This is a genomic window from Streptomyces sp. NPDC001970, from assembly GCF_053594115.1.
Window position 1 is genome coordinate 109,138 of sequence record NZ_JBSFDW010000018.1, and the last position, 25,746, is coordinate 134,883.

Annotated in this window: 23 protein-coding genes and 1 pseudogene; 15 read left to right on the forward strand and 9 right to left on the reverse strand. The window is 72.3% G+C overall.

Features of this window, described 5'->3' with window-relative positions; translation table 11 throughout:
- Positions 1-72: 72 nt before the first annotated feature.
- Positions 73-1,035: an FAD-dependent oxidoreductase gene (locus ACWCP0_RS22250; protein ID WP_451080538.1), complete on the reverse strand. Its 963-nt coding sequence runs from the start codon at positions 1,033-1,035 to the stop codon at positions 73-75.
- A gap of 67 nt (positions 1,036-1,102) precedes the next feature.
- Between ACWCP0_RS22250 and ACWCP0_RS22255 the strand changes: the two genes are divergently transcribed.
- The 4 genes from ACWCP0_RS22255 to ACWCP0_RS22270 all read left to right on the forward strand — a co-directional run bounded on the left by ACWCP0_RS22255 (position 1,103) and on the right by ACWCP0_RS22270 (position 5,514).
- A complete protein-coding gene (locus ACWCP0_RS22255) occupies positions 1,103-2,125 on the forward strand; it encodes an oxidoreductase (protein WP_451080539.1) in 1,023 nt (340 codons plus the stop codon).
- 135 nt (positions 2,126-2,260) lie between these two features.
- Positions 2,261-2,797 (forward strand): TrmH family RNA methyltransferase, encoded by a 537-nt coding sequence (locus ACWCP0_RS22260; protein WP_451080540.1) that lies wholly within the window; start codon positions 2,261-2,263, stop codon positions 2,795-2,797.
- 330 nt (positions 2,798-3,127) lie between these two features.
- On the forward strand, positions 3,128-4,765 hold the full coding sequence (locus tag ACWCP0_RS22265; RefSeq protein WP_451080541.1) for an ABC-F family ATP-binding cassette domain-containing protein: 1,638 nt from the start codon (positions 3,128-3,130) through the stop codon (positions 4,763-4,765).
- Positions 4,762-5,514: a 2-phosphosulfolactate phosphatase gene (locus ACWCP0_RS22270; RefSeq protein ID WP_451080542.1), complete on the forward strand. Its 753-nt coding sequence runs from the start codon at positions 4,762-4,764 to the stop codon at positions 5,512-5,514. Before ACWCP0_RS22265 ends, ACWCP0_RS22270 begins: the two co-directional genes overlap by 4 nt.
- Positions 5,515-5,549: 35 nt before the next feature.
- On the opposite strand, the gene ACWCP0_RS22275 is transcribed toward ACWCP0_RS22270, so the two are convergent.
- The 3 genes from ACWCP0_RS22275 to ACWCP0_RS22285 all read right to left on the reverse strand — a co-directional run bounded on the left by ACWCP0_RS22275 (position 5,550) and on the right by ACWCP0_RS22285 (position 9,785).
- Positions 5,550-6,011, reverse strand: a complete 462-nt coding sequence (locus tag ACWCP0_RS22275; RefSeq protein ID WP_451080543.1) for a type II toxin-antitoxin system PemK/MazF family toxin — start codon at positions 6,009-6,011, stop codon at positions 5,550-5,552.
- 280 nt (positions 6,012-6,291) lie between these two features.
- A complete protein-coding gene (locus ACWCP0_RS22280) occupies positions 6,292-8,667 on the reverse strand; it encodes a Tex family protein (protein WP_451080544.1) in 2,376 nt (791 codons plus the stop codon).
- A 254-nt stretch (positions 8,668-8,921) separates the two neighbouring features.
- Positions 8,922-9,785: an SCO6745 family protein gene (locus ACWCP0_RS22285; RefSeq protein WP_451080545.1), complete on the reverse strand. Its 864-nt coding sequence runs from the start codon at positions 9,783-9,785 to the stop codon at positions 8,922-8,924.
- Positions 9,786-9,909: 124 nt separating this feature from the next.
- On the opposite strand from ACWCP0_RS22285, the gene ACWCP0_RS22290 reads away from it, so the two are divergent.
- Positions 9,910-10,878, forward strand: a complete 969-nt coding sequence (locus tag ACWCP0_RS22290; RefSeq protein WP_451080546.1) for a GlxA family transcriptional regulator — start codon at positions 9,910-9,912, stop codon at positions 10,876-10,878.
- Positions 10,879-10,905: 27 nt separating this feature from the next.
- A complete protein-coding gene (locus ACWCP0_RS22295; RefSeq protein WP_451080547.1) occupies positions 10,906-11,559 on the forward strand; it encodes a DJ-1/PfpI family protein in 654 nt (217 codons plus the stop codon).
- Positions 11,560-11,562: 3 nt separating this feature from the next.
- Here the strand turns inward: ACWCP0_RS22295 and ACWCP0_RS22300 are convergent, their stop codons facing one another.
- Positions 11,563-12,336 carry an enoyl-CoA hydratase/isomerase family protein gene (locus ACWCP0_RS22300; RefSeq protein ID WP_451080548.1) on the reverse strand — a complete coding sequence of 258 codons (774 nt, stop codon included), beginning with the start codon at positions 12,334-12,336 and terminating at the stop codon, positions 11,563-11,565.
- 64 nt (positions 12,337-12,400) lie between these two features.
- Here ACWCP0_RS22300 and ACWCP0_RS22305 point away from each other — a divergent pair, with 64 nt between their 5' ends.
- Together ACWCP0_RS22305 and ACWCP0_RS22310 are read left to right on the forward strand one after the other, a co-directional pair.
- Positions 12,401-13,012: an HdeD family acid-resistance protein gene (locus ACWCP0_RS22305; RefSeq protein WP_451080549.1), complete on the forward strand. Its 612-nt coding sequence runs from the start codon at positions 12,401-12,403 to the stop codon at positions 13,010-13,012.
- A 146-nt stretch (positions 13,013-13,158) separates the two neighbouring features.
- On the forward strand, positions 13,159-13,635 hold the full coding sequence (locus ACWCP0_RS22310; RefSeq protein ID WP_451080598.1) for an ATP-binding protein: 477 nt from the start codon (positions 13,159-13,161) through the stop codon (positions 13,633-13,635).
- A 53-nt stretch (positions 13,636-13,688) separates the two neighbouring features.
- On the opposite strand, the gene idi is transcribed toward ACWCP0_RS22310, so the two are convergent.
- From idi to galE, 4 genes and pseudogenes are all read right to left on the reverse strand, one after another.
- Positions 13,689-14,282 (reverse strand): isopentenyl-diphosphate Delta-isomerase, encoded by a 594-nt coding sequence (gene idi / locus ACWCP0_RS22315; protein ID WP_451080550.1) that lies wholly within the window; start codon positions 14,280-14,282, stop codon positions 13,689-13,691.
- A gap of 134 nt (positions 14,283-14,416) precedes the next feature.
- Positions 14,417-15,744 (reverse strand): annotated as a pseudogene (locus ACWCP0_RS22320) (GNAT family N-acetyltransferase).
- Positions 15,745-15,937: 193 nt separating this feature from the next.
- A complete protein-coding gene (locus ACWCP0_RS22325; protein WP_451080551.1) occupies positions 15,938-16,879 on the reverse strand; it encodes a cation diffusion facilitator family transporter in 942 nt (313 codons plus the stop codon).
- Between the two features lie 256 nt (positions 16,880-17,135).
- Positions 17,136-18,122 (reverse strand): UDP-glucose 4-epimerase GalE, encoded by a 987-nt coding sequence (gene galE, locus ACWCP0_RS22330; RefSeq protein WP_451080552.1) that lies wholly within the window; start codon positions 18,120-18,122, stop codon positions 17,136-17,138.
- Between the two features lie 323 nt (positions 18,123-18,445).
- Here galE and ACWCP0_RS22335 point away from each other — a divergent pair, with 323 nt between their 5' ends.
- From ACWCP0_RS22335 to ACWCP0_RS22365, 7 genes are all read left to right on the forward strand, one after another.
- Positions 18,446-20,326 (forward strand): DUF5941 domain-containing protein, encoded by a 1,881-nt coding sequence (locus ACWCP0_RS22335; RefSeq protein ID WP_451080599.1) that lies wholly within the window; start codon positions 18,446-18,448, stop codon positions 20,324-20,326.
- Complete coding sequence (locus ACWCP0_RS22340) at positions 20,323-21,075, forward strand: phosphocholine cytidylyltransferase family protein (RefSeq protein WP_451080553.1); 753 nt, start codon at positions 20,323-20,325, stop codon at positions 21,073-21,075. The genes ACWCP0_RS22335 and ACWCP0_RS22340 overlap by 4 nt, the downstream gene beginning before the upstream one ends.
- Positions 21,063-22,124, forward strand: coding sequence for an iron-containing alcohol dehydrogenase family protein (locus ACWCP0_RS22345; RefSeq protein ID WP_451080554.1), 1,062 nt, complete (start codon positions 21,063-21,065; stop codon positions 22,122-22,124). Before ACWCP0_RS22340 ends, ACWCP0_RS22345 begins: the two co-directional genes overlap by 13 nt.
- Positions 22,102-22,881 carry a CDP-alcohol phosphatidyltransferase family protein gene (locus tag ACWCP0_RS22350; RefSeq protein WP_451080555.1) on the forward strand — a complete coding sequence of 260 codons (780 nt, stop codon included), beginning with the start codon at positions 22,102-22,104 and terminating at the stop codon, positions 22,879-22,881. The genes ACWCP0_RS22345 and ACWCP0_RS22350 overlap by 23 nt, the downstream gene beginning before the upstream one ends.
- Positions 22,878-23,759, forward strand: a complete 882-nt coding sequence (locus ACWCP0_RS22355) for a glycosyltransferase family 2 protein (protein WP_451080556.1) — start codon at positions 22,878-22,880, stop codon at positions 23,757-23,759. The genes ACWCP0_RS22350 and ACWCP0_RS22355 overlap by 4 nt, the downstream gene beginning before the upstream one ends.
- A 95-nt stretch (positions 23,760-23,854) precedes the next feature.
- Positions 23,855-24,784, forward strand: a complete 930-nt coding sequence (locus ACWCP0_RS22360; RefSeq protein WP_451080557.1) for an ABC transporter permease — start codon at positions 23,855-23,857, stop codon at positions 24,782-24,784.
- 1 nt (position 24,785) lies between these two features.
- Complete coding sequence (locus ACWCP0_RS22365; RefSeq protein WP_351230897.1) at positions 24,786-25,577, forward strand: ABC transporter ATP-binding protein; 792 nt, start codon at positions 24,786-24,788, stop codon at positions 25,575-25,577.
- Positions 25,578-25,746 lie beyond the last annotated feature (169 nt).

Below are 25,746 nucleotides of genomic sequence, written 5' to 3' on the forward strand. Positions count from 1 at the left end.
CGGCTCCCGCCCTGGCCTACGGCTCCCGCCCTGGCCTCCGGCCCCCGCCCTCCGGTCACACGCGAGGTCCGCCTACCGGGCGAGGTCCGCGGCCGCCCTCGCGCAGCCCCACGCCACGGTGACGCCCGCGCCGCCGTGCCCGTAGTTGTGGACGAGCCGCGTGCCGTACGGGCCCGGCGCGGCCTCGAGCCGTACGCCCTTCGATCGCACCGGCCGCAGCCCCACCCGGTGGCCGATGATCCGCGCGTCCGCGATCTCCGGGCGGATCCGGGCGCAGCGCTCCACGATCGCCGCGGACGTCTCCGGATCGGGGATGAGCGACCGGCCGCCCTCGTCGGCCGTGCCGCCCAGGATCAGCCGGCCGGGCTGCGGGAAGAAGTACGTCGTCGCGCTCGACGCCTCGTCGGCCGCCGTGAACCACGACGCGATCCCCGGATTCTCCACGAGCACCAACTGCCCCCGCACCGGTGTCACTTCCGGGTCCGGTACGCATTCCCGGGCGCCGAGCCCCATGCAGTTGACCACCACCGGAGCCTGCGCCGCAGCCTCGGCGAGCGAGCGCACCTCCCGGGTCTCCACCACCCCGCCCGCCGCCTCCAGCCGCGCCCGCAGCCACGGCAGATGCGCCGGCATGTCGATCAGCGGAAGCCGCGCAGCGAGCGCCGGCGCAGGTCCGCCCGGCACCTCGTCGGCCGGCAACTGCCGCAGGTCCGCCACCTGCCGCGCCCACGGCCCGAGCCCGTCGAGCCGGACCCCGGCGTGCACGCCGGGCACCAGCCGCACCCCGGTCTCCTCCGGCCTCGCCGCCAACTCCTCGTACACTTTCAGCGAGGTGAGCGACCACGCGCCGACCCGGTCCTGCGGCTCGATCCGGTACGGCCACCACAGCGCCCCCGCCACCGCGGACGTCGTCTCCTCGGCCGGCTCGCGCGTCCACACCCGCACCCGGCGGCCCCGCCCCGCGAGCACCACCGCCGTCGTCAACCCGATGACCCCGCTGCCGACCACGATCACTTCGCCCGAACCGCTGCTCACGGTCGGGACCGTAGCCGAATCCTTCGCGGTGTGCTCACAACCCGTTGCAGCTGGGGATACTCAGGACATGTCTGCCGAGTACGCGACCTTCGGGCTGGCGCCCGCGATGCGGGCCGGGGGAGTCCTCGCCGATGGTGGCTATCAGGTCCACCGGGACTTCATGGACTTCATCGTCGACGGCCGGCCGCTCCTCTTCCAGCTCTCCGACCTCGACGCGGTCTCCCCGCTCGCCTCCGACATCCCGCCCGCGATCTTCACCCACCAGGTGCGCAGTCTGCTGCTGGAGGCGGAAGCTCCGCTGCCCGGCGGACGGTACGTCATCTACGGCTGCCCCGAGTGCGAAGGGATCGAGTGCGGTGCCGTCACCGCGGTGATCGAGCGGGACGGCGACGACATCGTCTGGCGGGACTTCGCCTGGCAGACGGACGAGAGCGCCGACCTGGAGCTCAACGGCTACCACGGGATAGGGCCGTTCCGCTTCCGCGCCGCCGAGTACCGCGCGGAGCTCGAGCGGCTGCTCGACGACGAGGAGGCCCGCCCGCGCCGTCGCGTCCTGCTCATCGGCGCCCGCGTCGCCGTCCTCGCCAAACTCGCCGCCGCCCTGCGCACCATCGGCATCGGCGCCGAGATCACCGACGACGCCGCGCAGATCCCCGCCGAGGAGCTGCGGACGTACGGAGCCGTCGCCTTCGGGCGGGCCGTCGGGGAGGCGGAACGCGCGGCGGTGCGCGACGCGTTCGCACGCGCAGGTGTCGACGCCGCCCACGTCGACGGCCTCGCCCCGGTCGTCCCGCTCCTCGTCGCCCAGATCGAACACGCCCTGGACCGGAGCCCGGTGGAGCGCCGCCGGCTGACCGGGCTGACGGCCGAGGCGGGAGAGGCCGAGGTGACCGTCACCTCGGCCTGCCGCGTCCGGCTCGTCGCGTACCGCATGGACCGGCTCCACCGCACGCACACCCACGACGTCTTCGACGGGCGGCTGGAGGCCGGCAGCCACAGAATTCCGCTGGACGGGCGGGCGGTGAAAGGGCAATCCTTCGTGGTGGCACGCGCCACGGGGGGCGTGCTGGTCGCGCCCGTGGTGCGATGACACAGCCGAGGGGCCCGGGCGAGCCGGTGAATCGCCGAGACGCATGAATCGCCGAGACAACATGAGTCGCCGACCCGACATGAGTCGCCCGGACGACCGGAACCGACCGCACCGGAGGTCCGCCTCCCCCCGCCGATGAGCGGCGCACGGAGGAACGGACCCGCGATCCGTACGCGTACGCCCGCGGAACTGCGCCGCTCGCGCAGACCGCGCGCCCACTCCTGCTGGGACCACCTCTACGCGGCGCCCCTGTGGCCGCTGCACGGAGCCAACCTGGGAACCCTGGCCCGCACCTGTGACGCGGTCGGCGCCTGCCTGACCGTGCCGCGTTTCCCGTGGGTGCCCGAGGCCCTGGCGCGCGGCAACACCCTGCGCAAGCCGCTGTGCACCCACTGGACCGGCGATCCGCTGGGCTGGCTGGCGCGGCAGCGCGAGCGGGGCGTACGGATCGTGGGAGTCGAGCTCGCGGACGAGGCGGTGCGCCTCGCCGACCTCGCGCCCGCCCGGGAGCCCACCGTCATGGTCCTCGGCCATGAGCAGTCGGGAATCCCGCCCGAAGCACTCGACCTGCTCGACGAGTGCGTGGAGATCCCGATGATCGGCACGGGCGCCAGCCTGAACGTGGCCGTCGCCGGATCGCTCGCCCTCTACAAGCTCGCCGGTCTCCTCTGACCCGGGCCCGCTCTTTCGGATCTTGCCGGACTCGTGTGCCCCGGGCCCGCTCTTTCGGATCTTGCCGGACTCGTGTGCCCCGGGCCCGCGAGCCCCCGGAGCCTCGCCCGGGGGTACCCCCCGCCGCATTGTCGTCGGTCACCGACTCCCCGGTAGCCCTCCGGGCGCGCGAGGTCCCCCCACCGCGTCGATGACTCCCCCTGCCTTCGGCGGGGGACCCCCACCTCCGCCGTGCGTCTGCACGCACCACCGGGACGTCATCCGCTCCGCGGCCGGCCGCTTCCTGATCCGGTCCGATCCCAAAAGACAGGCCTTAGGATCGTCACCCTGATGACTGCAACTCTCGTCGCCAAGGACCTCGCCGCCGCACACGGCGACCGCTCGCTCTTCTCCGGTCTCGACCTCGTCGTCGCGCCCGGCGATGTCATCGGCCTCGTCGGCGCCAACGGGGCCGGGAAGTCCACCCTGCTCAGGCTGCTCGCCGGCCTCGACACCCCCGAGCAGGGGGAGCTGCGGCTCTCCCCGTCTGCCGCCACCGTCGGCCATCTCCCGCAGGAGCCGGAGCGCCGCGAGGGAGAGACCGTACGGCAGTTCCTGGCCCGCCGCACCGGGGTCGCCGCAGCGCAGGCCGCGATGGACGAGGCCACGCAGGGTCTCGTCGACGGCGCGCCCGGCGCCGACGACGCGTACGCCACCGCCCTCGAGCGCTGGCTGGCGCTCGGCGGCGCCGATCTCGACGAGCGCGCCGACGAGGTCGCCGACTCGCTCGGCCTCACCGTCGGCCTCGACCAGCCGATGACGTCCCTGTCCGGCGGCCAGGCGGCCCGCGCCGGGCTCGCCTCGCTGCTGCTCTCCCGCTACGACGTCTTCCTCCTCGACGAGCCGACCAACGACCTCGACCTGGACGGCCTGGAACGCCTGGAGACGTTCGTCCAGGGGCTGCGCGCCGGAACGCTCGTCGTCAGCCACGACCGCGAGTTCCTCACCCGTACCGTCACCAAGGTCCTCGAGCTCGACCTCGTCCAGCAGCGGATCACGCTCTACGGCGGCGGCTACGCGGCCTATCTGGAGGAGCGGGAGACCGCGAGGCGGCATGCGCGCGAGGACTTCGAGGAGTACGCCGACAAGAAGGCCGCCCTCGAAGGGCGCGCCCAGATGCAGCGCTCCTGGATGGACAAGGGCGTCAAGAACGCGCGGCGCAAGGCCACCGACAACGACAAGATCGGCAAGAAGTTCCGCAGCGAGGCGAGCGAGAAGCAGGCCGCCAAGGCCCGCCAGACCCAGCGGATGATCGAACGCCTCGACGTCGTCGACGAGCCCCGCAAGGAGTGGGAGCTGCGGATGGAGATCGCCGCCGCGCCCCGCTCCGGCGCGGTCGTCGCCACGCTGCGGGACGCGGAGGTGCGGCGGGGCGACTTCCGGTTCGGGCCGGTGTCGCTGCAGATCGACTGGGCGGACCGGGTCGCCGTCACCGGTGCCAACGGCGCCGGCAAGTCCACGCTGCTCGCGGCCCTCCTCGGCCGGCTCCCGCTGGACTCCGGGCACGCGTCGCTCGGTTCCGGCGTCGTCGTCGGCGAGGTCGACCAGGCGCGGAAGCTCTTCCACGGCACGGAGTCGCTGCTGGACGCCTTCTGCGCGGCCGTCCCCGACACCGAACCCGCCGACGTCCGCACGCTCCTCGCCAAGTTCGGCCTCAAGGCCGCGCATGTGCTGCGCCCCGCCGTCACCCTCTCCCCGGGCGAACGCACCCGCGCGGCGCTCGCCCTGCTCCAGGGCCGCGGGGTCAATCTCCTCGTGCTCGACGAGCCGACCAACCACCTCGACCTCCCGGCCATCGAGCAGCTCGAGTCCGCGCTCGACTCGTACGGCGGCACGCTGCTGCTGGTCACGCACGACCGGCGCATGCTGGACGCGGTCCGCACGACACGCCGCATCGAGGTGGCGGACGGCAAGGCGACCGAGCTGTGACCGGATACGCCGTCGCCTTCGAGTGGGGGCCGGCGGGCGCCCGGCACCTCGCGCCGGACGCGGCCTGCGTGGCCGTCGTGGACGTGCTGTCCTTCACGACGGCCGTGAGCGTCGCCGTCGACGCGGGCACGCGGGTCTACCCGTACCGCCGGCGCGACGCGACCGCCGAGGAGTACGCCGCCCGGATGGACGCCGTCCTCGGCGTCGGCCGCCGCGCGGTCGGCGAGGAGTCGCCCTGGTCGCTGTCGCCCGCGGCGCTGCGCCGCGCACCCCGCACCGCGCGCCTCGTTCTGCCCTCACCGAACGGCTCGGCGATCGCCGCCGAGGCCGCCGGCTCCGGGGCGACGGTCGTCGCCGTGTCCCTGCGCAACGCCCGCGCGGTCGCCCGTTGGCTGAAGGCCCAGGGCCACGGCACCGCCGGGCGCCCCCTCGCGGTCGTCGCCGCCGGCGAGCACTGGCCGGACGGCTCCCTGCGGCCCGCCGTCGAGGACCTGCTGGGCGCCGGGTCGCTGATCTCCGTGCTCCGGGGCCTCGGCACCACGGGTCTGACGCCCGAGGCTGCCGCGGCCGCGGCCACGTGGGACGCCACGGCCGATCCGGCGGCCGCGCTCCGCGGCTGCTTCTCCGGCCGTGAACTGAGCGAGGGTGCGTTCGCGGGCTTCGGGGAGGACGTGGACATCGCCGCGGAACTCGACGCGTCGGCGTCGGTGCCGGTGCTGGTGGACGGCGCGTTCACCGCGGCGACCTGAGGCCGGCGCCTGCCTCTCGCGGGCCGGCCGGGCGGTCAGCGCCAGCCGTACAGTTCGCGCAAGCGCCGCACAACGAGGTTGAAGCGCATGCGGTCCAGCGCGCACGCCTCCCGCCGCATTCCGGCCTCGTGCACGCGCAGCACCCGATCCACATCGACCCAGGAGTCCCGGCCCTCCCGGTCCCACGGCCCGGTTCCCAGCGCCACCCACTCCCGATCGCGATCGTGCCGCTTGCTGGACAGCTGCACGGCCAGGAGCGTGCCGCCGGGCTCACGTGCGACGACGAGGACGGGCCGGTCCTTGCCCCGTCCGTCGTGCTCCTCGAACGGCACCCAGGTCCAGACGATTTCGCCCGGATCCGGATCTCCGTCGTGCTCGGGCGAGTACTCGGTACGTACGGTCCCCACTGCGCGCGGGTCGACCTCGGTCGTCGCGTGGGGGCCCACGCGGCCCGGTGACGCGAAGCGTTCCGGGTCTTCTTCGGTGAGGGCAGTCACACGGGTCACGGTAGGCCCACCCCACGCGACCCCGAAACGCGGGGGCTCCCCACGGCGCGCAGGCAGTTGTGGCCGGCCCGCGCTGTTTCCCCAACCCGTCCGGCGTTCGGGGGCGGACAGGCGGCACCTGCCGGTGCCGGGCGCACCTCGGGCCCGTCCGGCGTTCGAGGTCGCACAACCGGGCCCACCGGACGCTACCGGTCGTCCACCGAGCCCGCTCGCTCCCGCCCGCGCCCGCAGGGCGTACCGGGGCCCGACGCGGGGCCCCGGTACGGGTGGGTCACCGCCGCTTGCCCCCACCCTGCTTCGGGTCGAGGAGGCCGGCCTTGCGCAGGGCGTCCGCCATCGCGCTGTTGGCCGGGGCGGGGGCCTGGCGGGAGGGCGCGCCGGCGCCGCGGCCGCCGCCGCCCTGGCGCTGCTGGGGCGGACGGCCGCCCTGGCCCCGCTCGCGCCGGGCACCGCCGCCCGACGCCTGCGGCGCCGCGTCGTCGTCCAGCCGCAGCGTCAGCGAGATCCGCTTGCGCGGGATGTCGATGTCGAGCACCTTGACCTTGACCACGTCGCCCGGCTTCACCACGTCCCGCGGGTCCTTGACGAAGGTCCGGGACATCGCCGACACATGGACGAGCCCGTCCTGGTGGACGCCGACGTCCACGAAGGCCCCGAACGCCGCCACGTTCGTGACGACACCTTCCAGCACCATGCCCGACGACAGGTCGGAGATCTTCTCGACACCGTCCTTGAAGGTCGCCGTCTTGAACGCGGGCCGCGGGTCGCGCCCCGGCTTCTCCAGCTCGCGCAGGATGTCGGTCACCGTCGGCAGACCGAACGTCTCGTCCACGAAGTCGTCGGGCCGCAGCGACCGGAGCGCCGACGTGTTGCCGATCAGCGAGGCGACCTCGCTCCCCGTCGTCTTGACCATCCGCCGCACCACCGGGTAGGCCTCGGGGTGCACGCTCGACGCGTCCAGCGGGTCGTCCCCGCCGCGGATGCGCAGGAAGCCGGCGCACTGCTCGTAGGCCTTCGGGCCGAGCCGTGCCACGTCCTTGAGCGACTGCCGCGACCGGAACGGCCCGTTCGCGTCCCGGTGCGCCACGATGTTCTCGGCGAGGCCCGAGCTGATGCCCGACACGCGCGAAAGTAGCGGCGCTGAGGCCGTGTTGACGTCGACACCGACGCCGTTCACACAGTCCTCGACGACCGCGTCCAGCGAACGGGACAGCTTCACCTCGGACAGGTCGTGCTGGTACTGGCCGACGCCGATCGACTTGGGGTCGATCTTCACGAGCTCGGCGAGCGGGTCCTGCAGCCGCCGCGCGATCGACACCGCGCCGCGCAGCGAGACGTCGAGGTCCGGCAGCTCCTGCGAGGCGAACGCGGACGCCGAGTACACGGACGCGCCCGCCTCCGACACCATCACCTTGGTGAGCTTCAGCTCCGGGTGCTTGGCGATGAGTTCGCCGGCGAGCTTGTCGGTCTCGCGCGACGCCGTGCCGTTGCCGATGGCGACCAGATCGACCGCGTGCTCCTTCGCGAGCCGCGCCAGCTTCGCCAGCGACTCGTCCCACTTGTTCGCGGGGACATGGGGGTAGATCGTGTCGGTGGCGACGATCTTGCCGGTCGCGTCGACGACGGCCACCTTCACGCCCGTACGGAAGCCGGGGTCGAGGCCGAGCGTCGCCCGCGTACCCGCCGGGGCCGCGAGCAGCAGGTCGCGCAGGTTCGCCGCGAAGACCCGTACCGCCTCGTCCTCGGCCGCCGTCCGCAGCCGCAGCCGCAGATCGATCCCGAGGTGGACGAGGATCCGGGTCCGCCACGCCCAGCGCACGGTGTCCGCCAGCCACTTGTCGGCCGGGCGGCCGCGGTCGCCGATGCCGAAGCGGCGGGCGATCATGCCTTCGTACGTCGTGGGGCCGGGCTCGTCCGACGGCTCCTCGGGCTCCAGGACCAGGTCGAGGACCTCCTCCTTCTCGCCCCGGAGGATCGCCAGCACGCGGTGCGAGGGCAGCTCGGTGAACGGCTCGGCGAAGTCGAAGTAGTCGGCGAACTTCGCGCCCGCCTCCTCCTTGCCCTCGCGCACCTTCGCCGCCAGTCGGCCCCGCGTCCACATGCGCTCACGCAGCTCGCCGATGAGGTCGGCGTCCTCGGAGAAGCGCTCGGTGAGGATCGCCCGAGCGCCCTCCAGTGCCGCCGCAGGATCCGCGACGCCCTTGTCCGGGTCGACGAACGCCGCCGAGGCCGCGAGCGGCTCGACCGAAGGGTCGCCCAGCAGGCCTTCGGCGAGCGGCTCCAGACCGGCCTCGCGGGCGATCTGCGCCTTCGTGCGCCGCTTGGGCTTGAAGGGCAGATAGACGTCCTCCAGCCGGGCCTTGGTCTCGGCGCCCCTGATCTGCGCCTCCAGTTCGTCGGTGAGCTTGCCCTGCTCCCGCACGGACTCCAGGATCGCGGTCCGCCGCTCCTCGAGCTCTCGCAGATACCGCAGCCGCTCCTCGAGCGTGCGCAGCTGCGCGTCGTCGAGCATCTCGGTCGCTTCCTTGCGGTAGCGAGCGATGAACGGCACGGTCGACCCGCCGTCGAGCAGCTCGACGGCCGCCCTCACCTGCCGCTCCCGTACGCCGAGCTCCTCGGCGATCCTGCCTTCGATGGACGTCGTCACGGTTTCCCGACTCGCCTTCTGCTGCTGGCTGTGCTTGGAGGCCGCGGACAGGGTCCGCGGCGCCGCCGGCCGATGGCTGTCGCCTGGCTGCGGCATCGTCGGTCGCCATGGCTCCGCCATGACTCCTTCCTCCGCCCTGCCATGCTCGGCCCTCGTCCCGCTCCTTCTCCCGCGCTCCCTGTCGGCGCGGCCTCTCGGCCTGCATTCTGCCGGGTGGCCGGGTGTCGTGTCGCGCACCCCCTCCGGGGCGCGGGTCAGCCTTTGCCGGTCAGGTCCGCCGGGAACGCTCCGGCCGCGACGGCCGCCATGAGGAAACCCCGCGCCAGCTCGGTGAGCCGTTCGACGCCTGCGGCGCCGAGGTGCTCGTACGGGGCGGCATCGAGCCGGTCGGTGTGTTCCTCGAGCTCCGCCCGCAGGGCGGCGCCCGCACTGGTCAACTCGCCCTCGGCGTCGAGCAGTCCACGCTCGCGCAGCCGCTCGGACGCGGCCTCCCAGTCGGTGCGCCGCCAGCCGCGGCTGGCGAGGATCCACCGCGGCGACATGCCCTTGCCGGTCGCGGTGTGGCTGACCAGGGCCTCCAGCGGGTCGAGTCCTGCGGACAGCAGCGCGGCGAGATGGCCGTCGCCGCGATGCTCGCGCAGCAGGGTCGCGGCGTGCCAGTAGGCGAGGTGCGGCTCGTCGGGCACGGGCAGGTCGGCGTGCGCCGCGTACAGCGGCCGGGCGTGCCGCGTGCACGCCTCCGTGGCGCGCAGCGCGAGCCCGGCGGCCTCCGCCATCTCGTCCGACGCGACCACGTCGTCGCCGAGCAGCCGGCGCAGCGTGGCGTCCGCGGCCCGCAGCCGGGCCGCCAGCACGGTGGCAGGGGACGCCGTGTCCCACACCGCGGGCAGATGCCGGGCGATCAGCTCGTGGCTGAAGTTGTAGAACGTCGCCGCCACCGTGCCCGGGCCGACGGCGCCCATCGCGGCGGCGCGCCCCGCGAAGTAGGCGGCACTCGTGTCCGCGACGCCGATCGCGGCGAGCTCCTTCGCGTAGTCGGGCGAGAAGTACAGCGTGGAGTGCAGAGGGTTGACGGCGTTGTGGCAGCGGCGTCCCGCGCGCGGCGGCAGAGAGGTCATGACGGGCACGTTACCGACTGGTCGGTACGGCAGGAAGGGTCGGGGCGGCGCCCGAACGCGCGATGGCGGGAAAGGTGGGGTACACGTCGTTGCGGTCACATGGCGGGGCCCCGACGATGGAGACATGACCGAGCGAACCGTGCTCGTCGTGCTCTTCGACGACGTGCAGAGTCTTGATGTGACAGGCCCGCTGGAGGTGTTCGCGGGCGCCAACAAGCACCCGGCCCGCCCGTTCACCTACGGCATCCGCACCGCCTCGCCCGACGGCGGGCCGATCCGCACATCGAGCGGGCTCACTCTCGTGCCGGACGGGGCTCTGCACGCGTACGAGTCCGACGCACCGCACACCCTGATCGTCCCGGGCGGCCAGGGCACCCGCCACCCCGAGCCGGAGCTGATCGACTGGCTGCGGGCCCACGCCCCGCGCGCCGAGCGCCTCGTCTCCGTCTGCACCGGAGCCCTGCTGCTGGCCGAGGCGGGCCTGCTCGACGGGCATCGCGTCACCACCCACTGGGCGTTCTGCGACCACCTCGCCCGCAGCCACCCCGCCGTCGAGGTCGACCCCGAGCCGATCTTCGTACGGGACGGGAAGCTCGCCACCTCCGCCGGCGTCACCGCCGGTATCGACCTCGCCCTCGCGCTGGTCGAGGAGGACCTCGGGCGCGAGACCGCACTGACGATCGCCCGCCACCTCGTGGTCTTCCTGCGCCGCCCCGGCAACCAGGCGCAGTTCAGCGCCCAGCTCGCCGCCCAGACCGCGCAGCGCGAACCGCTGCGCGAGGTACAGCAGTACATCACCGAGCACCCGGAGGGTGATCTGTCGGTCGAGGCACTGGCCGCCCGCGCCCGGCTCTCGCCGCGCCAGTTCGCCCGCGCCTTCCGCGCCGAGACGGGAACGACACCGGGCAGGTACGTCGACCGGGTCCGCATCGAGCACGCCCGGCGGCTGCTGGAGGACGCCGGCGACGGCGTCGAGGAGATCTCCCGGGCCTGCGGATACGGAACGCCCGAGGCGATGCGCCGCGCCTTCGTCAAGGCGCTCGGCACGGCACCCGCCGAGTACCGCCGCCGTTTCCACGCCACCGTCCACTGAAAACCCGGGCAACCGAAAGGGACTGCCATGCAGATCGCCATCCTGCTCTACGACGGCTTCACCAGCCTCGACGCCGTCGGCCCGTTCGAACTGCTCAGCCGGCTGCCGGACGCCGAGACCGTCTTCGTCGCCGAGAAGCCGGGCCCCGTACGCAACGACCAGGGCAACCTTGCGCTGGTCGCCGACCGCTCTCTCGCCGATGTGACGGCTCCCGACATCGTCCTCGTGCCCGGCGGGCCCGGCTCGCGGCAGACCATGACGGACGAGACGGTTCTGCGGTGGCTGCGCGCGGTGGACGCCACCAGCACCTGGACCACCTCGGTGTGCACGGGCTCGCTCGTGCTGGGCGGGGCCGGCCTGCTCAAGGGCCGCCGGGCCACCAGCCACTGGCTGACGCTGGACATTCTCGGCCTGCTGGGCGCCGAGGCGACCGGCGAGCGCGTCGTCTTCGACGGCAAGTACGTCACGGCAGCCGGGGTGTCGTCCGGCATCGACATGGCCCTGCACCTGATCGGCCGGATCGCGGGCGACGAGACCGCGCAGACGATCCAGCTGCTGACCGAGTACGACCCGCAGCCGCCGTACGACGCGGGCTCGCCGGACAAGGCCCCGGCCAAGGTCGTCGAGTACTGGCGTGCGCAGGGGGTGACCGACGACCTGGTCCGGACCGGCGACCAGTGACCGTCACACGGTCCAGGTGAAGCGCGGCGGCCTGCGCTCCAGGAACGCGGCGACCCCCTCCGCGGTGTCGCCGCTGCCGCGCGCCTGCTCCGCCCAGTACGCGTCCCGGTCGGTGCGCCCCGAAGCGAACTCCTTCGCCGCGGCCTGCGTCAGCTGCGAGCGGCCCGCCAGCACGCGCGTGAACTCGGCGACGCGCTTGCCCAGGTGCCCCTCCGGCAGTACCTCGTCCACCAGGCCGGTGCGCAGCGCCCGGTCCGTGCCGATCAACTCGCCCGAGAACAGCAGGTACTTCGCCGCCGCCGGTCCGACCAACGACACCAGCCGCCGGGTCGAGGACGCCGGATAGACGATCCCGAGCTTCGCCGGGGTGACCCCGAAGGAGGCACCCTCCTCGGCGAACCGCAGATCGCACGCGGCGGCCAGCTGGCAGCCGCCGCCCACGCAGTAGCCGCGTACGGCCGCGAGCGTCGGCTTGGGGAAGGCGGCGAGCGCCTCCTCGGCCCGTACGGCCAGACTCTGCGGCTCCTCGCCCGCGACCGTCGCGCGCTCGCGCAGCGACGAGATGTCGGCGCCCGCGCAGAACGTGCTCCCGGCGCCGGTCAGCACCAGCGCCCGCACCTCCGCGTCGTGCGCCAGGCCCTCCAGCACGTCCGGCAGCGCGCGCCACATCGCTGCCGTCATCGCATTGCGCTTCTCGGGACGGCTGATGACGACGGTGGCGACCCCGGCCGCCACCTCGGCGGAGATGTGCCCCTGCTGAGGCTCCGTACGGTCCATGCGCCGGATGCTATCCGCCCGGCCCGAACCTATGATCAAGAAGGGGGTGTGACGAGGAGGCACCATGGCCGGTCCCACCCAGGAGGGCAGGAAGCTCCGCCGCAGCTTCGGCTGGCTGGCGGCCCTCGGCGTGATTCTCGTGCTCGGCGGAGTGGTCGGACTCGTCTACGTCGGCGTCGCGACCCTGACCTCCATGCTGCTCTTCGGCTGGCTGCTGCTGATCGGCGGACTGGTCGGACTGCTGCAGGCGATCGAGTCACGCGGCAGCCACTTCTTCTGGCTCGCCGTGGTCGTCGCCGCGCTCAACATCGCGGCCGGTGTCGTCGTCATCCGGCACCCGCAGGGCAGCGCGGAGGCGCTGACCATGTTCGCCGCGCTGCTGTTCCTGACCGGCGGGCTTTTCCGGCTGGTGGGGAGCGTGGTGGTGCGCGGGCCGCAGTTCGGCTGGACGCTGCTGCAGGGCGCGTTCGGCCTGCTGCTCGGCATTCTGGTGCTCGCGAACTGGCCCGAGAGCAGCCGTTATGTGCTCGGCGCCTTCTTCTCGCTGGCGCTGCTCTTCGACGGGCTCGGGCTGATCGCGGTCGGCATCGGCGGCCGCCGGATCATCGGCACGGTGAGCGACACGGAGGTGTCGGCGAAGTCATCAGAAGAAGATCAGGATCAGTCGAAGAACTGACCCCGTCATACCCATCCAGTCATATTCTGTCGATAGGCGGCCACTTCTGATCAGGCGCCCGGTATGGACCAGCCGGTTCCCAACACTCTGTAGTCAAGAACTCAATTGGTTCCTGACCACAATTCACGAGGGTGGGTGCCGGACTTATGGAGAGCCCCGGGAGCATCCCGGCCCGGCCACTGTCGTACGAAGGCGTCTGGCGGTTCACCGCACCCGCGCTCGAGGTCTCCGTGCCGCAGGCCAGGCACGCGGTCCGCGATCTGATCCGCCGCCAGGGCGTGCCCGTCCACGACGAGCTCCTGCAGGGACTGCTGGTGATCGTCTCCGAGCTGGTGACCAACTCCGTGCGGCACGCGGCCCTGCTGTCGCCCGAGGTCGCCGTCGAGGTGGCGATCGGTCCCGAGTGGATCCGGGTGGCCGTCGAGGACAACCACCCGTACCGGCCCAAGGCGCTGGAGACGGACTACGCACAGACCGGCGGCCGCGGCCTGCTGCTCGTCAAGGAGATCACCCGCGAGGCGGGCGGCATCTGCGACGTGGAGCACACCGCGACCGGCGGAAAGATCATCTGGGCGGCGCTGCCGCTCGCGACGGCCGGCGCCCATGGCGTGGTGCCTCAGTAGTCACCGCTCAGGTCCCGTAGTCGTAGTCGTAGCCACGTCCCCAGGCGGCGTCCTCACCAGCCGCCGGCCGGCCCCGTGAGCTCCTTGATCGACGGGCGCGCCGCGTCCAGCACCGTCATGAACCACGCGGAGAACGGGTCCCGGGCGTGCCGCTCGGCCAGCTCGCCCGCCGTCACGAACGCCGTCTCGCCGATCTCGTCCGCGTCGGGCCGCAGCGGAGCCTGCACCAGGCCGACGAAGAGGTGGTTGAACTCCTGCTCCACCAGGCCCGACGCCGGGTCGGGATGGTTGTAGCGGATCGTGCCCGCCTCCGCCAACAGCGACGGCGACACTCCCAGCTCCTCGTACGTACGCCGCGCGGCGGCGGCGAACGGCGCCTCGCCCGGGTACGGGTGGCCGCAGCAGGTGTTCGACCAGACGCCGGGGGAGTGGTACTTCCCCAGCGCGCGGCGCTGGATCAGCAGCCGCCCCTGCTCGTCGAAGAGGAACACGGAGAACGCCCGGTGCAGCTGCCCGGGCGCCTGATGGGCGGAGAGCTTCTCCGCGGTGCCGATGGTATGGCCGTTCTCGTCGACGAGTTCGAGCAAGATCGGCTGCTGGGTGCCGGTGGGCGAGCTGTTCGCCGCGGTGGCGGGTGTGGTCGGCATAGCCATCCTTCGCTTCGTTCCTCGGCCCTGCGGGGCGCACCCAGTCTGCCGTACAAAAGCGGCTTGTCCGCACTTCACCGCCCTGGGCATGTCCGCGCCCGCCGCGCGGATGCGCGGCGGGCGCGGACGGTGGATCAGACTCCGAAGGCCCCCGGGTAGGTGATCGTGCCCTGCGGCACAGCTGTGGAACCGTCCAGGAACAGCGCCGACATCGCCTGGTCGGGCACCTCGCACCCCGGTGTGACGCCGAGCCGCGAGGCGGGAGCGAAACCGGAGCGCGGGCGGTACTCCGGATGGCTCATCACCAGGACCAGCCGCTCACCGCGTGCCCGTGCCGCGTCCGGCACGGCCCGGATCACCGCGGAGCCCGCGCCCCGCCGCCGATGCTCCGGTGCGGTGGCGCACGGCGTCAGGGCCGGCGCGGGCGCGTCGCCGACCCGGCTCGGGGCCTCCGCGCCGAAGGCAGGGGAAGGGGCAGCAGGGCGTACGCCGCGACCGAGCCGTCCGGCGCCTCCGCCACGTACGAGAGACCCGGCAGCCAGGCCGACGCGTCCTTGCGCAGCGCGTCGACCGGATCCGCCTCCTCCCCCGTGGGGAACACCGCCGTGTCGACCGCGCGCCCCGCCGGGATGCCGGCCGCCCGTCACCGGGGGCACCCCCGGGCGAAGCCCTGGGGGAGGGTCCGCCGGCGGGCGTCGGCGGGCCGCAGCACGAAGCCGGTGTAGCCGTACTCCGTGCCGTGGTCGTGCCACATGGCGAGCTCGGCCCGGGTGGCGGCGAGTGCCTCCGCCATTCCGGGAGCCGTGGGATCGGCGGCGTCGGCGCGGGCGCCGAGCGGGCCGTAGTACTCCTCCCAGTCGCTCACCGGCTGCCGGTACACACCGAGGACGTGGTAGCCGGCCTCGACCGCGGCCGCCGTGTTCGCCGCCGTCGTACGCAGCGGGTAGTGCTCCTCCCAGAAGGCGCGGGCCTGCGGGCCGGGTGTGTCGGAGCTCCACTCGCACTCGGTGACGACGAGCGCGCCGCCGGGTACGAGCAGCCGTCGCCAGCCGCGCAGAGCGGTGTCGAACCCGATCGAGTACGCGGAACTCTCCGCCCAGACCAGATCGAACGACCCGTCCGGGTAGGGCAGTTCGCCGATGTCGGCGTTGACGGTACGGATACGGTCGCCGAGCCCACGGGCCTCGGCGGCCCGCCGCAGCTCGTCGAGGAACGGCTCGTGCAGATTCACGGCCGTGACCTCGGCGCCGGCCTCGGCGGCCAGCAGCAGCGCGGCACGGCCGGGGCCGCAGCCCAGATCGAGGACGCGCGGACGGGACGGCAGCGGACCCGCGAGGGCCAGCAGCCGGCGGGTGGTGCCGTCGGAGCCGGGGCCCTGCCGGGGCAGGCCATGGTGAAGGGAGAAGAAAGCGTCGTGCGCTGCGTTGGATGTGCCGCTACCGCGGCGTGGGTTGTCGGACAACGTGGGAACCCTTTGAGTGAGTGGGCCCCGGCCGACGTGTCGTACGGAATCAGGTCAGCGTACGGAGTCGGGCAGGCCGGGAGCCCGGAGGCAGATGACGGACCGGGGGCTGCACAGCACGGCAGCCGACACTGCGACGGTCATCAACCTCAGCTCCTCTCACGATCACGGCTCCGCACGAATCTAGCAGCTGTCAGTGGCAGAGGCCGGCCTCGTGCTCGGCATGACCGCTCGGCTCCAGCTGGAACGTGCAGTGCCCCACGTCGAAATGGGACCCCAGACAGCCCTGCAGATCGTGCAGCATCTTCTCGTGCCCGACCGCGTCCAGCACGTCCTGGGCGACGACGACATGAGCCGAGAGCACCGGCATCCCGGACGTGATGGTCCAGGCGTGCAGGTCGTGGACGTCCTCGACGCCGGGCAGGGCCACGATGTGCTCCCGGACCTCGGCCATGTCCACGCCCTTCGGCGCCGCCTCCAGCAGCACGTTGAGGGTCTCCCGGAGCAGCTTGACCGTACGCGGCACGATCATCAGCCCGATCGCGAGCGAGGCGATCGGGTCGGCGGCCTGCCAGCCGGTGGCCAGGATGATGCCCGCCGAGATCAGCACCGTCACCGAGCCGAGTGCGTCCGCGAGCACCTCCAGATACGCGCCGCGCACGTTGAGGCTCTCCTTCTGGCCCCGCATCAGCAGGGTGAGCGACACCAGGTTGGCGACCAGCCCGACGAGGGCGAACGCGATGGCGAGGCCGCCCCGGGTGTCGGCCGGCGTGATGAAGCGCTGCACCGCCTCGTACACGAGATAGCCGCCCACCCCCAGCAGCAGCAGACAGTTCGCCAGCGCGGCGAGGATCTCGGCGCGGGCGAACCCGTACGTGCGCCGGGTGTCGGCCGGGCGGGCCGCGAAGTGGATCGCCAGGAGCGCCATGGCGAGGCCGAGGGCGTCCGTCGCCATGTGCGCGGCGTCGGCGATGAGGGCCAGCGAGTCCGCCAGGATTCCGCCCACGATCTCCAGGACCATCACGCCCAGCGTGATCCCGAGCGCGACGCGCAGCCGGTTCCTGTAGGCGGCGGCCGCGGTGCCCGTCGGCGGGGCGCCGCCGTGCGTGTGTCCGTGGTCGTGCCCAGCCCCCATGAGAGACGCCTCCCGGATCGTCCGATTCGATCTGTCCGCGTGGCCAGTGAACTACGGGTGGGGGGTATCCGGCAACACGACGTTGAACACCGTTGTCATATGCTCTGACCTGCGATTATGTCCGCAGGTCAGAGCGCCGGACGATCTGCGCGGCCGTCGGCCGGGAGGTTGGGGGCCGGGCCGGCGTGCCGGGGTGCTCGGCGGTGGGACAGGGCCGAGGGCTCGGCGTGAAGGTCGGACCCGCCGGCCGGGCGGTTCAGCCGACGCGGGCCGCCTCGGGGTGGCGCAGGACCCAGCCCTCCCAGGCCGACTCGACCATCTCGCGGACCCCGCGCGAGGCCGTCCAGCCCAGTTCCTTCGCGATCCGCTCGACGGAGGCGACCGCCTGCGCCGCGTCACCGGCCCGCCGCGGCTCGACGACCGCGGGTGTCCCGTGGCCCGTCACCTCGGCGACGAGGCGGGCGAGCTCGCGCACCGAGACGCCCTCGCCGCGGCCGATGTTCACGGTGAGGTCCCCGGCGCCGTCCTGGGCGGCCAGGCGGCGGGCCACGGTGAGGTGCGCGTCGGCGAGATCGGCGACATGGATGTAGTCGCGGACACAGGTGCCGTCCGGAGTCGGATAGTCGTCGCCGAAGATCCGCGGCGCCTCGCCACGGGTGATCCGGTCGAAGAACATCGGGATGATGTTGAACACCCCGGTGTCGGCGAGGTCGGGCCGGGCGGCGCCCGCCACGTTGAAGTAGCGCAGACAGGCCGTGGCGATGCCGTGGGCCTGCCCCGCCGCCCGCACCAGCCACTCGCCCGCGAGCTTGGTCTCGCCGTACGGGTTGATCGGCACCGCGGGGGTGTCCTCCGTGATGAGCTCCACATCGGGGACCCCGTACACGGCGGCGGACGACGAGAAGAGGAACCGCTTCACGCCGGCGTCGACCACGGCCTCCAGCAGGACGGTGAGCCCGTGCACATTCTCGCGGTAGTAGCGCAGCGGCTGCTCCACGGACTCCCCGACCTGCTTCTTCGCGGCGAGATGCACCACACCCGTGATCGCGTGCTCGGCGAGCGCGCGGTCCAGCACCTCCCGGTCGAGCACCGAGCCGTGCACCAGGGGCACGCCGTCGGGCAGCCGTCCGGGAACCCCCGACGAGACGTCGTCGAGGACGACGACGCGCTCCCCGGCCTCGGTCATGGCATGCGCCACATGGGCCCCGATGTACCCCGCTCCACCTGTGATCAGCCAAGTCATAGCCGCCACCCTAGGGGGTGCGCCGGGGCGGTTTGTGGGGCAAGGGGAGGATCGACGATGATGATCTAGGACCTGCCTCCCCGATCCGGTCCGATCCGGGAGACAGGCCCTGAGGCCGTGACGACTGCGGCCCCGGCCGGGAGAACCGCGTCGCCCGAGAGGGCACGGAAGGCCGGGCGGGGGAGCGGGGATGTCCCCAGCGGTAAACCTCGGTGAACTCAAGATTCCGAACATCCGATAGCCTCACCCGACGTACCGCCGCCCGGGTCACGGGCCGAGCCGCCGTGTGCACCCACCTGTTCAGCGCCAAGGAGTGAGTCCGTCTGTCGACCGCCATCCTCACCGGTCCGCCGGTACCCGGATCGCCGCTCGAAGGCGATCTGAGGTCGCTGGGCTTCGATGTCCGCGTCGCCGCCTCCGGCGCCGACGAGACCGCCACGCTCCTGGCCGGTGTTCCGGCCGCCGACCGGGTCGCCCTGGTCGACCCTGGCTTCGTCGGCCACCTCCACGCCCTGCGCCTGGCCCTCACGGACCCCCGCTTCCCGGCGGCCGCCGTCCCGGGCGCGGTCACGGCCCAGGCCGGGGCGCGCACGGCCCTGCTGAGCGCGCTGCGGTCGGCCGGAGCCCCGGCTTCGGCCCCGGCCCCGGACGCCGTGTCGTCCGCCGGCGCGCGCGTCCCCGTGCACGGCGGCGTGCTCGCCGACCGGGTCGCGGAGGCGATCGACGCCGGCGGCACTCCCCTGCACCGGCCCGAGCTCGGATCGCTCGTGGCGACCGTGCCGGGGGACCCCCAGGCCCGTAACCAGGCCCGGCAGGCCGTCGCGGCCGTGGACGACGAGGACGTACGGCTGCGCTCGGCGGTGAAGGCGCGGGACGGGTTCTTCACCACCTTCTGCATCAGCCCCTACTCGAGGTACATCGCCCGCTGGTGCGCCCGGCGGGGGCTGACCCCCAACCAGGTCACCACCGCGTCGCTGATCACCGCGCTGATCGCGGCCGGATGCGCCGCGACCGGCACGCGCGGGGGATACGTGGCCGCCGGCGTGCTGCTGCTCTTCTCCTTCGTGCTGGACTGCACGGACGGGCAGCTCGCCCGCTACTCGCTGCAGTACTCGACGATGGGCGCCTGGCTCGACGCCACCTTCGACCGGGCCAAGGAGTACGCCTACTACGCGGGCCTCGCCCTCGGTGCCGCCCGCGGCGGGGACGACGTCTGGGCGCTGGCCCTCGGCGCGATGGTGCTGCAGACCTGCCGCCATGTCGTGGACTTCTCCTTCAACGAGGCCAACCACGACGCGGTGTCCAACACCAGCCCCACCGCCGCACTCTCCGACAAACTCGACAGCGTCGGCTGGACGGTCTGGGTACGGCGCATGATCGTGCTGCCGATCGGCGAGCGCTGGGCCATGATCGCCGTGCTGACGGCCGTGGCCACGCCCCGGATCGTCTTCTACGCCCTGCTCGTCGGCTGCGCCTTCGCCGCCACGTACACCACCGCCGGCCGCGTCCTGCGGTCTCTGACCCGGAAGGCTGGGGGTACCTCCCAGGCGAAGCTCTGGGGGAGCACGGACCGGGCCGCCACCGCCCTGGCGGAGCTCACCGACTCCGGCCAGCTCGCCGAGAGCTTCGCGGCGGCCTTCGCCAAGGCCGCCCGTCCGCTGCCCGGCATCGCGCCCCTCCTCGTCGCCGTGGCCGGCGGCGCCGCCGTCGTGAGCGCCGCGGCCTTCGCGGAGGTCGGCAGCTGGTGGCCGGTCGCGGCCGCCGCGCTGTACGTCGCGACCTCCGGCTTCGCCGTCGCCCGCCCCCTGAAGGGCGCCCTCGACTGGCTCGTCCCCCCGGTCTTCCGGGCCGTGGAGTACGGCGTGATCCTGCTCCTCGCCGCCCGCTCCGAGGTGAACGGAGCCCTGCCCGCGGCTTTCGGCCTGGTGGCCGCGGTCGCCTACCATCACTACGACACGGTGTACCGCATTCGCGGCGGCACCGGCGCGCCGCCTGCCTGGCTGGTGCGGACGATCGGCGGGCACGAGGGCCGCACGCTGGCGGTGGCGGTTCTCGCTGCGCTCCTGGCGTCTCACGGCGGCGGTTTCGCCGTCGCGCTCACCGTGCTCGCGGTGGCCGTGGCGCTGGTGGTGCTCGTGGAGTCCATCCGCTTCTGGGTCTCCGCCGGAGCACCCGCCGTACATGACGAAGGAGAACCCGCATGATCGGCCTCGTACTGGCAGCCGGTGCAGGACGCCGTCTGCGTCCCTACACCGACACGCTTCCGAAGGCCCTCGTGCCCGTAGGCCCCGAGCAGGACGGGGCAGCCCTGTCGGTCCTCGACCTCACGCTGAAGAACTTCAGCGCGATCGGCCTCTCCGAGGTCGCCGTCGTCGTCGGCTACCGCAAGGAAGCCGTGTACGCGCGCAAGGAGGAGTTCGAGGCCACGTACGGCCTGAAGCTCACCCTCATCGACAACGACAAGGCCGAGGAGTGGAACAACGCCTACTCCCTCTGGTGTGCTCGTGACGTCCTGAAGCAGGGCGTGATCCTCGCCAACGGCGACACCGTGCACCCGGTCTCCGTCGAGGAGACGCTGCTCGCCGCCCGCGGCGAAGGCCGGCGGATCATCCTCGCCCTCGACACGGTGAAGCAGCTCGCCGACGAGGAGATGAAGGTGATCACCGCCGACGGCAAGGGTGTGCAGAAGATCACCAAGCTGATGGACCCGGCCACCGCCACGGGCGAGTACATCGGTGTCACCCTCATCGAGCCCGAGGCCGCCGAGGAGCTCGCCGACGCGCTGAAGGCCACCTTCGAGCGCGACCCCGACCTCTACTACGAGGACGGCTACCAGGAGCTGGTCCACCGCGGCTTCCGGGTCGACGTGGCGCCCATCGGCGACGTCAAGTGGGTCGAGATCGACAACCACGACGACCTCGCGAAGGGCCGGGAGATCGCGTGCCAGTACTGACCCGGCTCATCCCGTCGCCGGTCGTCGTCGACATCCGGCCGGGCGCCCTGGACGACCTGGCCGGCCTCCTCGCCGACCAGCGGATCTCCGGCTCCGGCAAGCTCGCCGTCGCGGTCAGCGCCGGCTCCGGCCAGGCGCTGCGCGAGCGGCTCGCACCCGTGCTGCCCGGCGCGGCCTGGTACGAGGTCTGCGACGGCACCATCGACTCCGCGGTGAAGCTCGCCGACGACATCAAGGGCAAGCGCTACGACGCGGTCGTGGGCCTCGGCGGCGGCAAGATCATCGACGTGGCGAAGTACGCCGCCGCGCGCGTCGGCCTGCCGATGGTCGCCGTGGCGACGAATCTGGCCCATGACGGCTTGTGCTCGCCGATCTCCATCCTGGACAACGACAACGGCCGGGGCTCCTACGGCGTCCCCTCGCCGATCGCCATGGTCATCGACCTCGACGTGGTCCGCGACGCACCCGTGCGTTTCGTCCGCTCGGGCATCGGGGACGCGATCTCCAACATCTCGGCGATCGCCGACTGGGAACTGGCCCACCGGATCACCGGCGAGCCCGTCGACGGACTGGCCGCCGCCATGGCCCGTACCGCGGGAGAGGCCGTCCTGCGCCACCCCGGTGGCGTCGGTGACGACGAGTTCCTCACCGTCCTCGCCGAAGCGCTGGTGCTCTCCGGTATCGCCATGTCGATCAGTGGCGACTCCCGGCCGTCGTCGGGCGCCTGCCACGAGATCAGCCATGCCTTCGACCTGCTCCACCCCAAGCGGGCCGCCAGCCACGGCGAGCAGGTCGGACTGGGTGCCGCCTTCGCGATGCATCTGCGCGGCGCCCACGAGGAGTCCGGGCTCTTCGCCGAAGTGCTCCGCAACCACGGACTGCCGGTCCTCCCCGAGGAGATCGGCTTCTCCGTCGAGGAGTTCGTCGAGGCCGTGGAGTACGCACCGCAGACCCGCCCCGGACGCTTCACCATCCTCGAACACCTCGACCTGTCCACCGACCAGATCAGGGACGCGTACGCCGACTATGCCAAGACCATCCGTAGCTGAGCTCCGTCCGGTCGTTCACCCGGAAGGGGTGAAGGACCGGCGGAGCGGTGAGCACTGGGCCGGGCGCCTGTACATGCGCGAGATCTCGCTGCGCGTCGACCGGTACCTGGTGGACACCCGGATCACGCCGAACCAGGTCACCTATCTGATGACCGTCGCCGGCGTGCTCGCGGGCCCGGCCCTGCTGGTGCCGGGGATCGCCGGGGCGGTGCTCGGTGTCGTCATGGTGCAGCTCTATCTGCTGCTCGACTGCGTCGACGGCGAGCTGGCCCGATGGAAGAAGCAGTACTCGCTCGGCGGGGTGTACCTGGACCGCGTCGGCGCCTACCTGTGCGACGCGGCGGTACTGGTCGGCTTCGGCCTGCGCGCCGCCGACCTGTGGGGCGAGGGGCGGGTGGACTGGCTGTGGGCGTTCCTCGGCACCCTCGCCGCCCTCGGCGCAATCCTGATCAAGGCCGAGACCGATCTGGTCGGCGTCGCCCGTCACCAGGGCGGACTGCCGCCGGTGAAGGAGGCGGCGTCCGAGCCGCGCTCGTCCGGCCTGGCGCTGGCCCGCAAGGCCGCAGCGGCGCTGAAGTTCCACCGGCTCGTCCTCGGGATCGAGGCGTCCCTGTTGATCCTGGTCCTGGCCATCCTGGACACGGTCAGGGGTGACTTGTTCTTCTCGCGCCTGGGCGTCGCCGTACTCGCCGGTGTCGCGATCGTCCAGACGCTGCTGCACCTCGTGTCCATCCTCGCGTCGAGCAGGCTGAGGTGAGCACCGTGAAGCTGGGCGCCGTCATCATCACCATGGGCAACCGGCCCGACGACCTGCGTGCCCTCCTCGACTCGGTCGCCAAGCAGCAGGGCGACCCGATCGAGGTCGTCGTCGTCGGCAACGGCGCCCCGGTGACCGATGTGCCCGAGGGCGTCCGCACGGTCGACCTGCCGGAGAACCTGGGCATCCCCGGCGGCCGGAACGCCGGGATCGAGGCCTTCGGCCCCGGCGGCCGGGACGTCGACGTCCTGCTCTTCCTCGACGACGACGGTCTGCTGCCCAACAACGACACCGGCGAGCTGGTCCGCCAGGCGTTCCTGGAGGACCCGTGCCTCGGCATCGTCAGCTTCCGGATCGCCGACCCGGACACCGGGGCCACCCAGCGCCGGCACGTCCCGCGGCTGCGCGCGTCCGACCCGATGCGCTCGTCCCGGGTGACGACCTTCCTCGGCGGCGCCAACGCCGTCCGTACGAAGGTCATCGGCGAGGTCGGCGGTCTCCCGGACGAGTTCTTCTACGCGCACGAGGAGACGGACCTCGCCTGGCGGGCGCTGGACGCCGGCTGGATGATCGACTACCGCTCCGACATGGTGCTGTTCCACCCGACGACGCCGCCCTCGCGGCATGCGGTCTACCACCGCATGGTCGCGCGCAACCGCGTGTGGCTGGCCCGGCGCAATCTGCCCGCCCCCCTGGTGCCGCTCTACCTGGGCGTTTGGGTCCTCCTTACCTTGGTGAGGCGGCCTTCGGTCTCGGCGCTCAAGGCGTGGTTCGGTGGCTTCAAGGAGGGCTGGACGACTCCGTGCGGGCCTAGGCGTCCGATGAAGTGGCGTACCGTGTGGCGACTGACCCGGCTGGGCCGACCACCTGTCGTCTGACGGACCGGGATCTGAGAGCATCGGGCGTACTCCGGGACCTGGCCGCCACCTGAGCGCCCACCTGCCGCGCATCTTGAACACGAAAGTTTCAACTTGTGAGTGACACAACCCACGACGGCGCGATCGCGACCAGCGCTCCGCCGTCTCCCGACGACGGTCTGACCTCGGCGGAACTCGCCGCCAAGTACGGCCTGTCGGTGAGCGGTGCCCGACCGGGGCTCTTCGAGTACGTCAGGCAGCTCTGGGGCCGTCGGCACTTCATCCTGGCCTTCTCCCAGGCGAAGCTCACGGCCCAGTACAGCCAGGCGAAGCTCGGCCAGTTGTGGCAGGTGGCGACACCTCTGCTGAACGCTCTCGTGTACTACCTGATCTTCGGGCTCATCCTTGGCGCGGGACGCGGGATGTCGAAGGAGACGTACATCCCGTTCCTGGTCACGGGCGTGTTCGTGTTCACGTTCACCCAGACGTCGGTGATGGCGGGTGTCCGGTCGATCGCCGGCAACCTGGGGCTGGTCAGGGCGCTGCACTTCCCGCGCGCCTCGCTGCCGATCTCGTTCGCGCTGCAGCAGCTCCAGCAGCTGCTGTTCTCGATGATCGTGCTCGTGCTGATCGTGGTCGCGTTCGGCAGCTACCCGTCGCTGAGCTGGCTGCTGGTGCTGCCGGCGCTCGCGCTGCAGTTCGTCTTCAACGTCGGCCTCGCGCTGATCTTCGCCCGGATGGGCAGCAAGACCCCGGACCTCGCCCAGCTGATGCCGTTCATCCTGCGCACGTGGATGTACGGCTCGGGCGTGATGTTCTCGATCCCGGTGATGCTGGAGGACAAGCCGGCCTGGATCGCGGACGTCCTGATGTACAACCCGGCCGCGATCTACATGGACCTGATCCGGTTCGCCCTGATCGACTCGTACGACTCGTCGAACCTCCCCGCGCACGTGTGGGTCGCGGGCCTGCTCTGGGCGGTCCTGCTGGGTGTCGCGGGGTTTGTGTACTTCTGGAAGGCGGAGGAGCGGTACGGCCGTGGCTGACCTGCAGAAAGAAGACCTGGTACCCGGCGCCCGGGTTCCCACCGTCATCGCCGACGACGTGCACATCGTGTACCGCGTCCACGGCAGCACCGGTGGACGGGGCAGCGCGACCGCGGCCCTGAGCCGGATACTGCGACGGGACCGCGGCGAGTCGCGCGGCGTCCGCAAGGTGCACGCCGTGCGCGGGGTGTCCTTCACGGCGTACCGCGGCGAGGCCATCGGCCTCATCGGCACGAACGGCTCCGGCAAGTCGACCCTGCTGCGGGCCATCGCCGGCCTGCTGCCCACCGAGAGCGGCAAGGTCTACACCGACGGCCAGCCGTCTCTCCTCGGCGTCAACGCGGCGCTGATGGGTGATCTGACCGGTGAGCGGAACGTCATCCTCGGCGGCCTGGCCATGGGCATGTCGCGCGAGGAGGTCCGCGAGCGCTACCAGAGCATCGTCGACTTCTCCGGGATCAACGAGAAGGGCGACTTCATCACGCTGCCCATGCGCACGTACTCCTCCGGCATGGGTGCCAGGCTCCGCTTCTCCATCGCCGCGGCCAAGGACCACGACGTCCTGATGATCGACGAGGCGCTGGCCACCGGTGACCGGAAGTTCCAGAAGCGCTCCGAGGAGCGCATCCGAGAGCTCCGCAAGGAGGCCGGCACGGTCTTCCTGGTCAGCCACAGCAACAGCTCGATCAGGGACACCTGTGACCGCGTCCTGTGGCTGGAGAAGGGCGAGCTGCTGATGGACGGCCCGACCGACGAGGTCATCAAGGCGTACGAGAAGGAGACCGGGAAGTAGCCTCCCGGTCGTCACAGGCCCCCGCCGGATCGCTCCGACGGGGGCCTCACGCACTCCCGAGCCCCCGACGCCTCCGGCTCCGGCGCGTGAAGGGCTCCGGCCCCGAACGCGAGGCCGTGACGCCCTGGGCGCGGTGGACGCCCGTGCCGCTCTTCTTGAGCCCGCCCGG

Bases quoted from the DNA above. Each gene is read 5' to 3' on its own strand.
- ACWCP0_RS22350 (WP_451080555.1), top strand. From the start codon at position 22,102: ATGCCAAGACCATCCGTAGCTGAGCTCCGTCCGGTCGTTCACCCGGAA.
- ACWCP0_RS22295 (WP_451080547.1), top strand. From the start codon at position 10,906: ATGCAGATCGCCATCCTGCTCTACGACGGCTTCACCAGCCTCGACGCC.
- ACWCP0_RS22325 (WP_451080551.1), bottom strand. From the start codon at position 16,879: ATGGGGGCTGGGCACGACCACGGACACACGCACGGCGGCGCCCCGCCG.
- ACWCP0_RS22290 (WP_451080546.1), top strand. From the start codon at position 9,910: ATGACCGAGCGAACCGTGCTCGTCGTGCTCTTCGACGACGTGCAGAGT.
- ACWCP0_RS22285 (WP_451080545.1), bottom strand. From the start codon at position 9,785: ATGACCTCTCTGCCGCCGCGCGCGGGACGCCGCTGCCACAACGCCGTC.
- ACWCP0_RS22340 (WP_451080553.1), top strand. From the start codon at position 20,323: ATGATCGGCCTCGTACTGGCAGCCGGTGCAGGACGCCGTCTGCGTCCC.
- ACWCP0_RS22260 (WP_451080540.1), top strand. From the start codon at position 2,261: ATGAGCGGCGCACGGAGGAACGGACCCGCGATCCGTACGCGTACGCCC.
- ACWCP0_RS22305 (WP_451080549.1), top strand. From the start codon at position 12,401: ATGGCCGGTCCCACCCAGGAGGGCAGGAAGCTCCGCCGCAGCTTCGGC.
- ACWCP0_RS22265 (WP_451080541.1), top strand. From the start codon at position 3,128: ATGACTGCAACTCTCGTCGCCAAGGACCTCGCCGCCGCACACGGCGAC.
- ACWCP0_RS22255 (WP_451080539.1), top strand. From the start codon at position 1,103: ATGTCTGCCGAGTACGCGACCTTCGGGCTGGCGCCCGCGATGCGGGCC.
- galE (WP_451080552.1), bottom strand. From the start codon at position 18,122: ATGACTTGGCTGATCACAGGTGGAGCGGGGTACATCGGGGCCCATGTG.
- ACWCP0_RS22300 (WP_451080548.1), bottom strand. From the start codon at position 12,336: ATGGACCGTACGGAGCCTCAGCAGGGGCACATCTCCGCCGAGGTGGCG.
- ACWCP0_RS22310 (WP_451080598.1), top strand. From the start codon at position 13,159: ATGGAGAGCCCCGGGAGCATCCCGGCCCGGCCACTGTCGTACGAAGGC.
- idi (WP_451080550.1), bottom strand. From the start codon at position 14,282: ATGCCGACCACACCCGCCACCGCGGCGAACAGCTCGCCCACCGGCACC.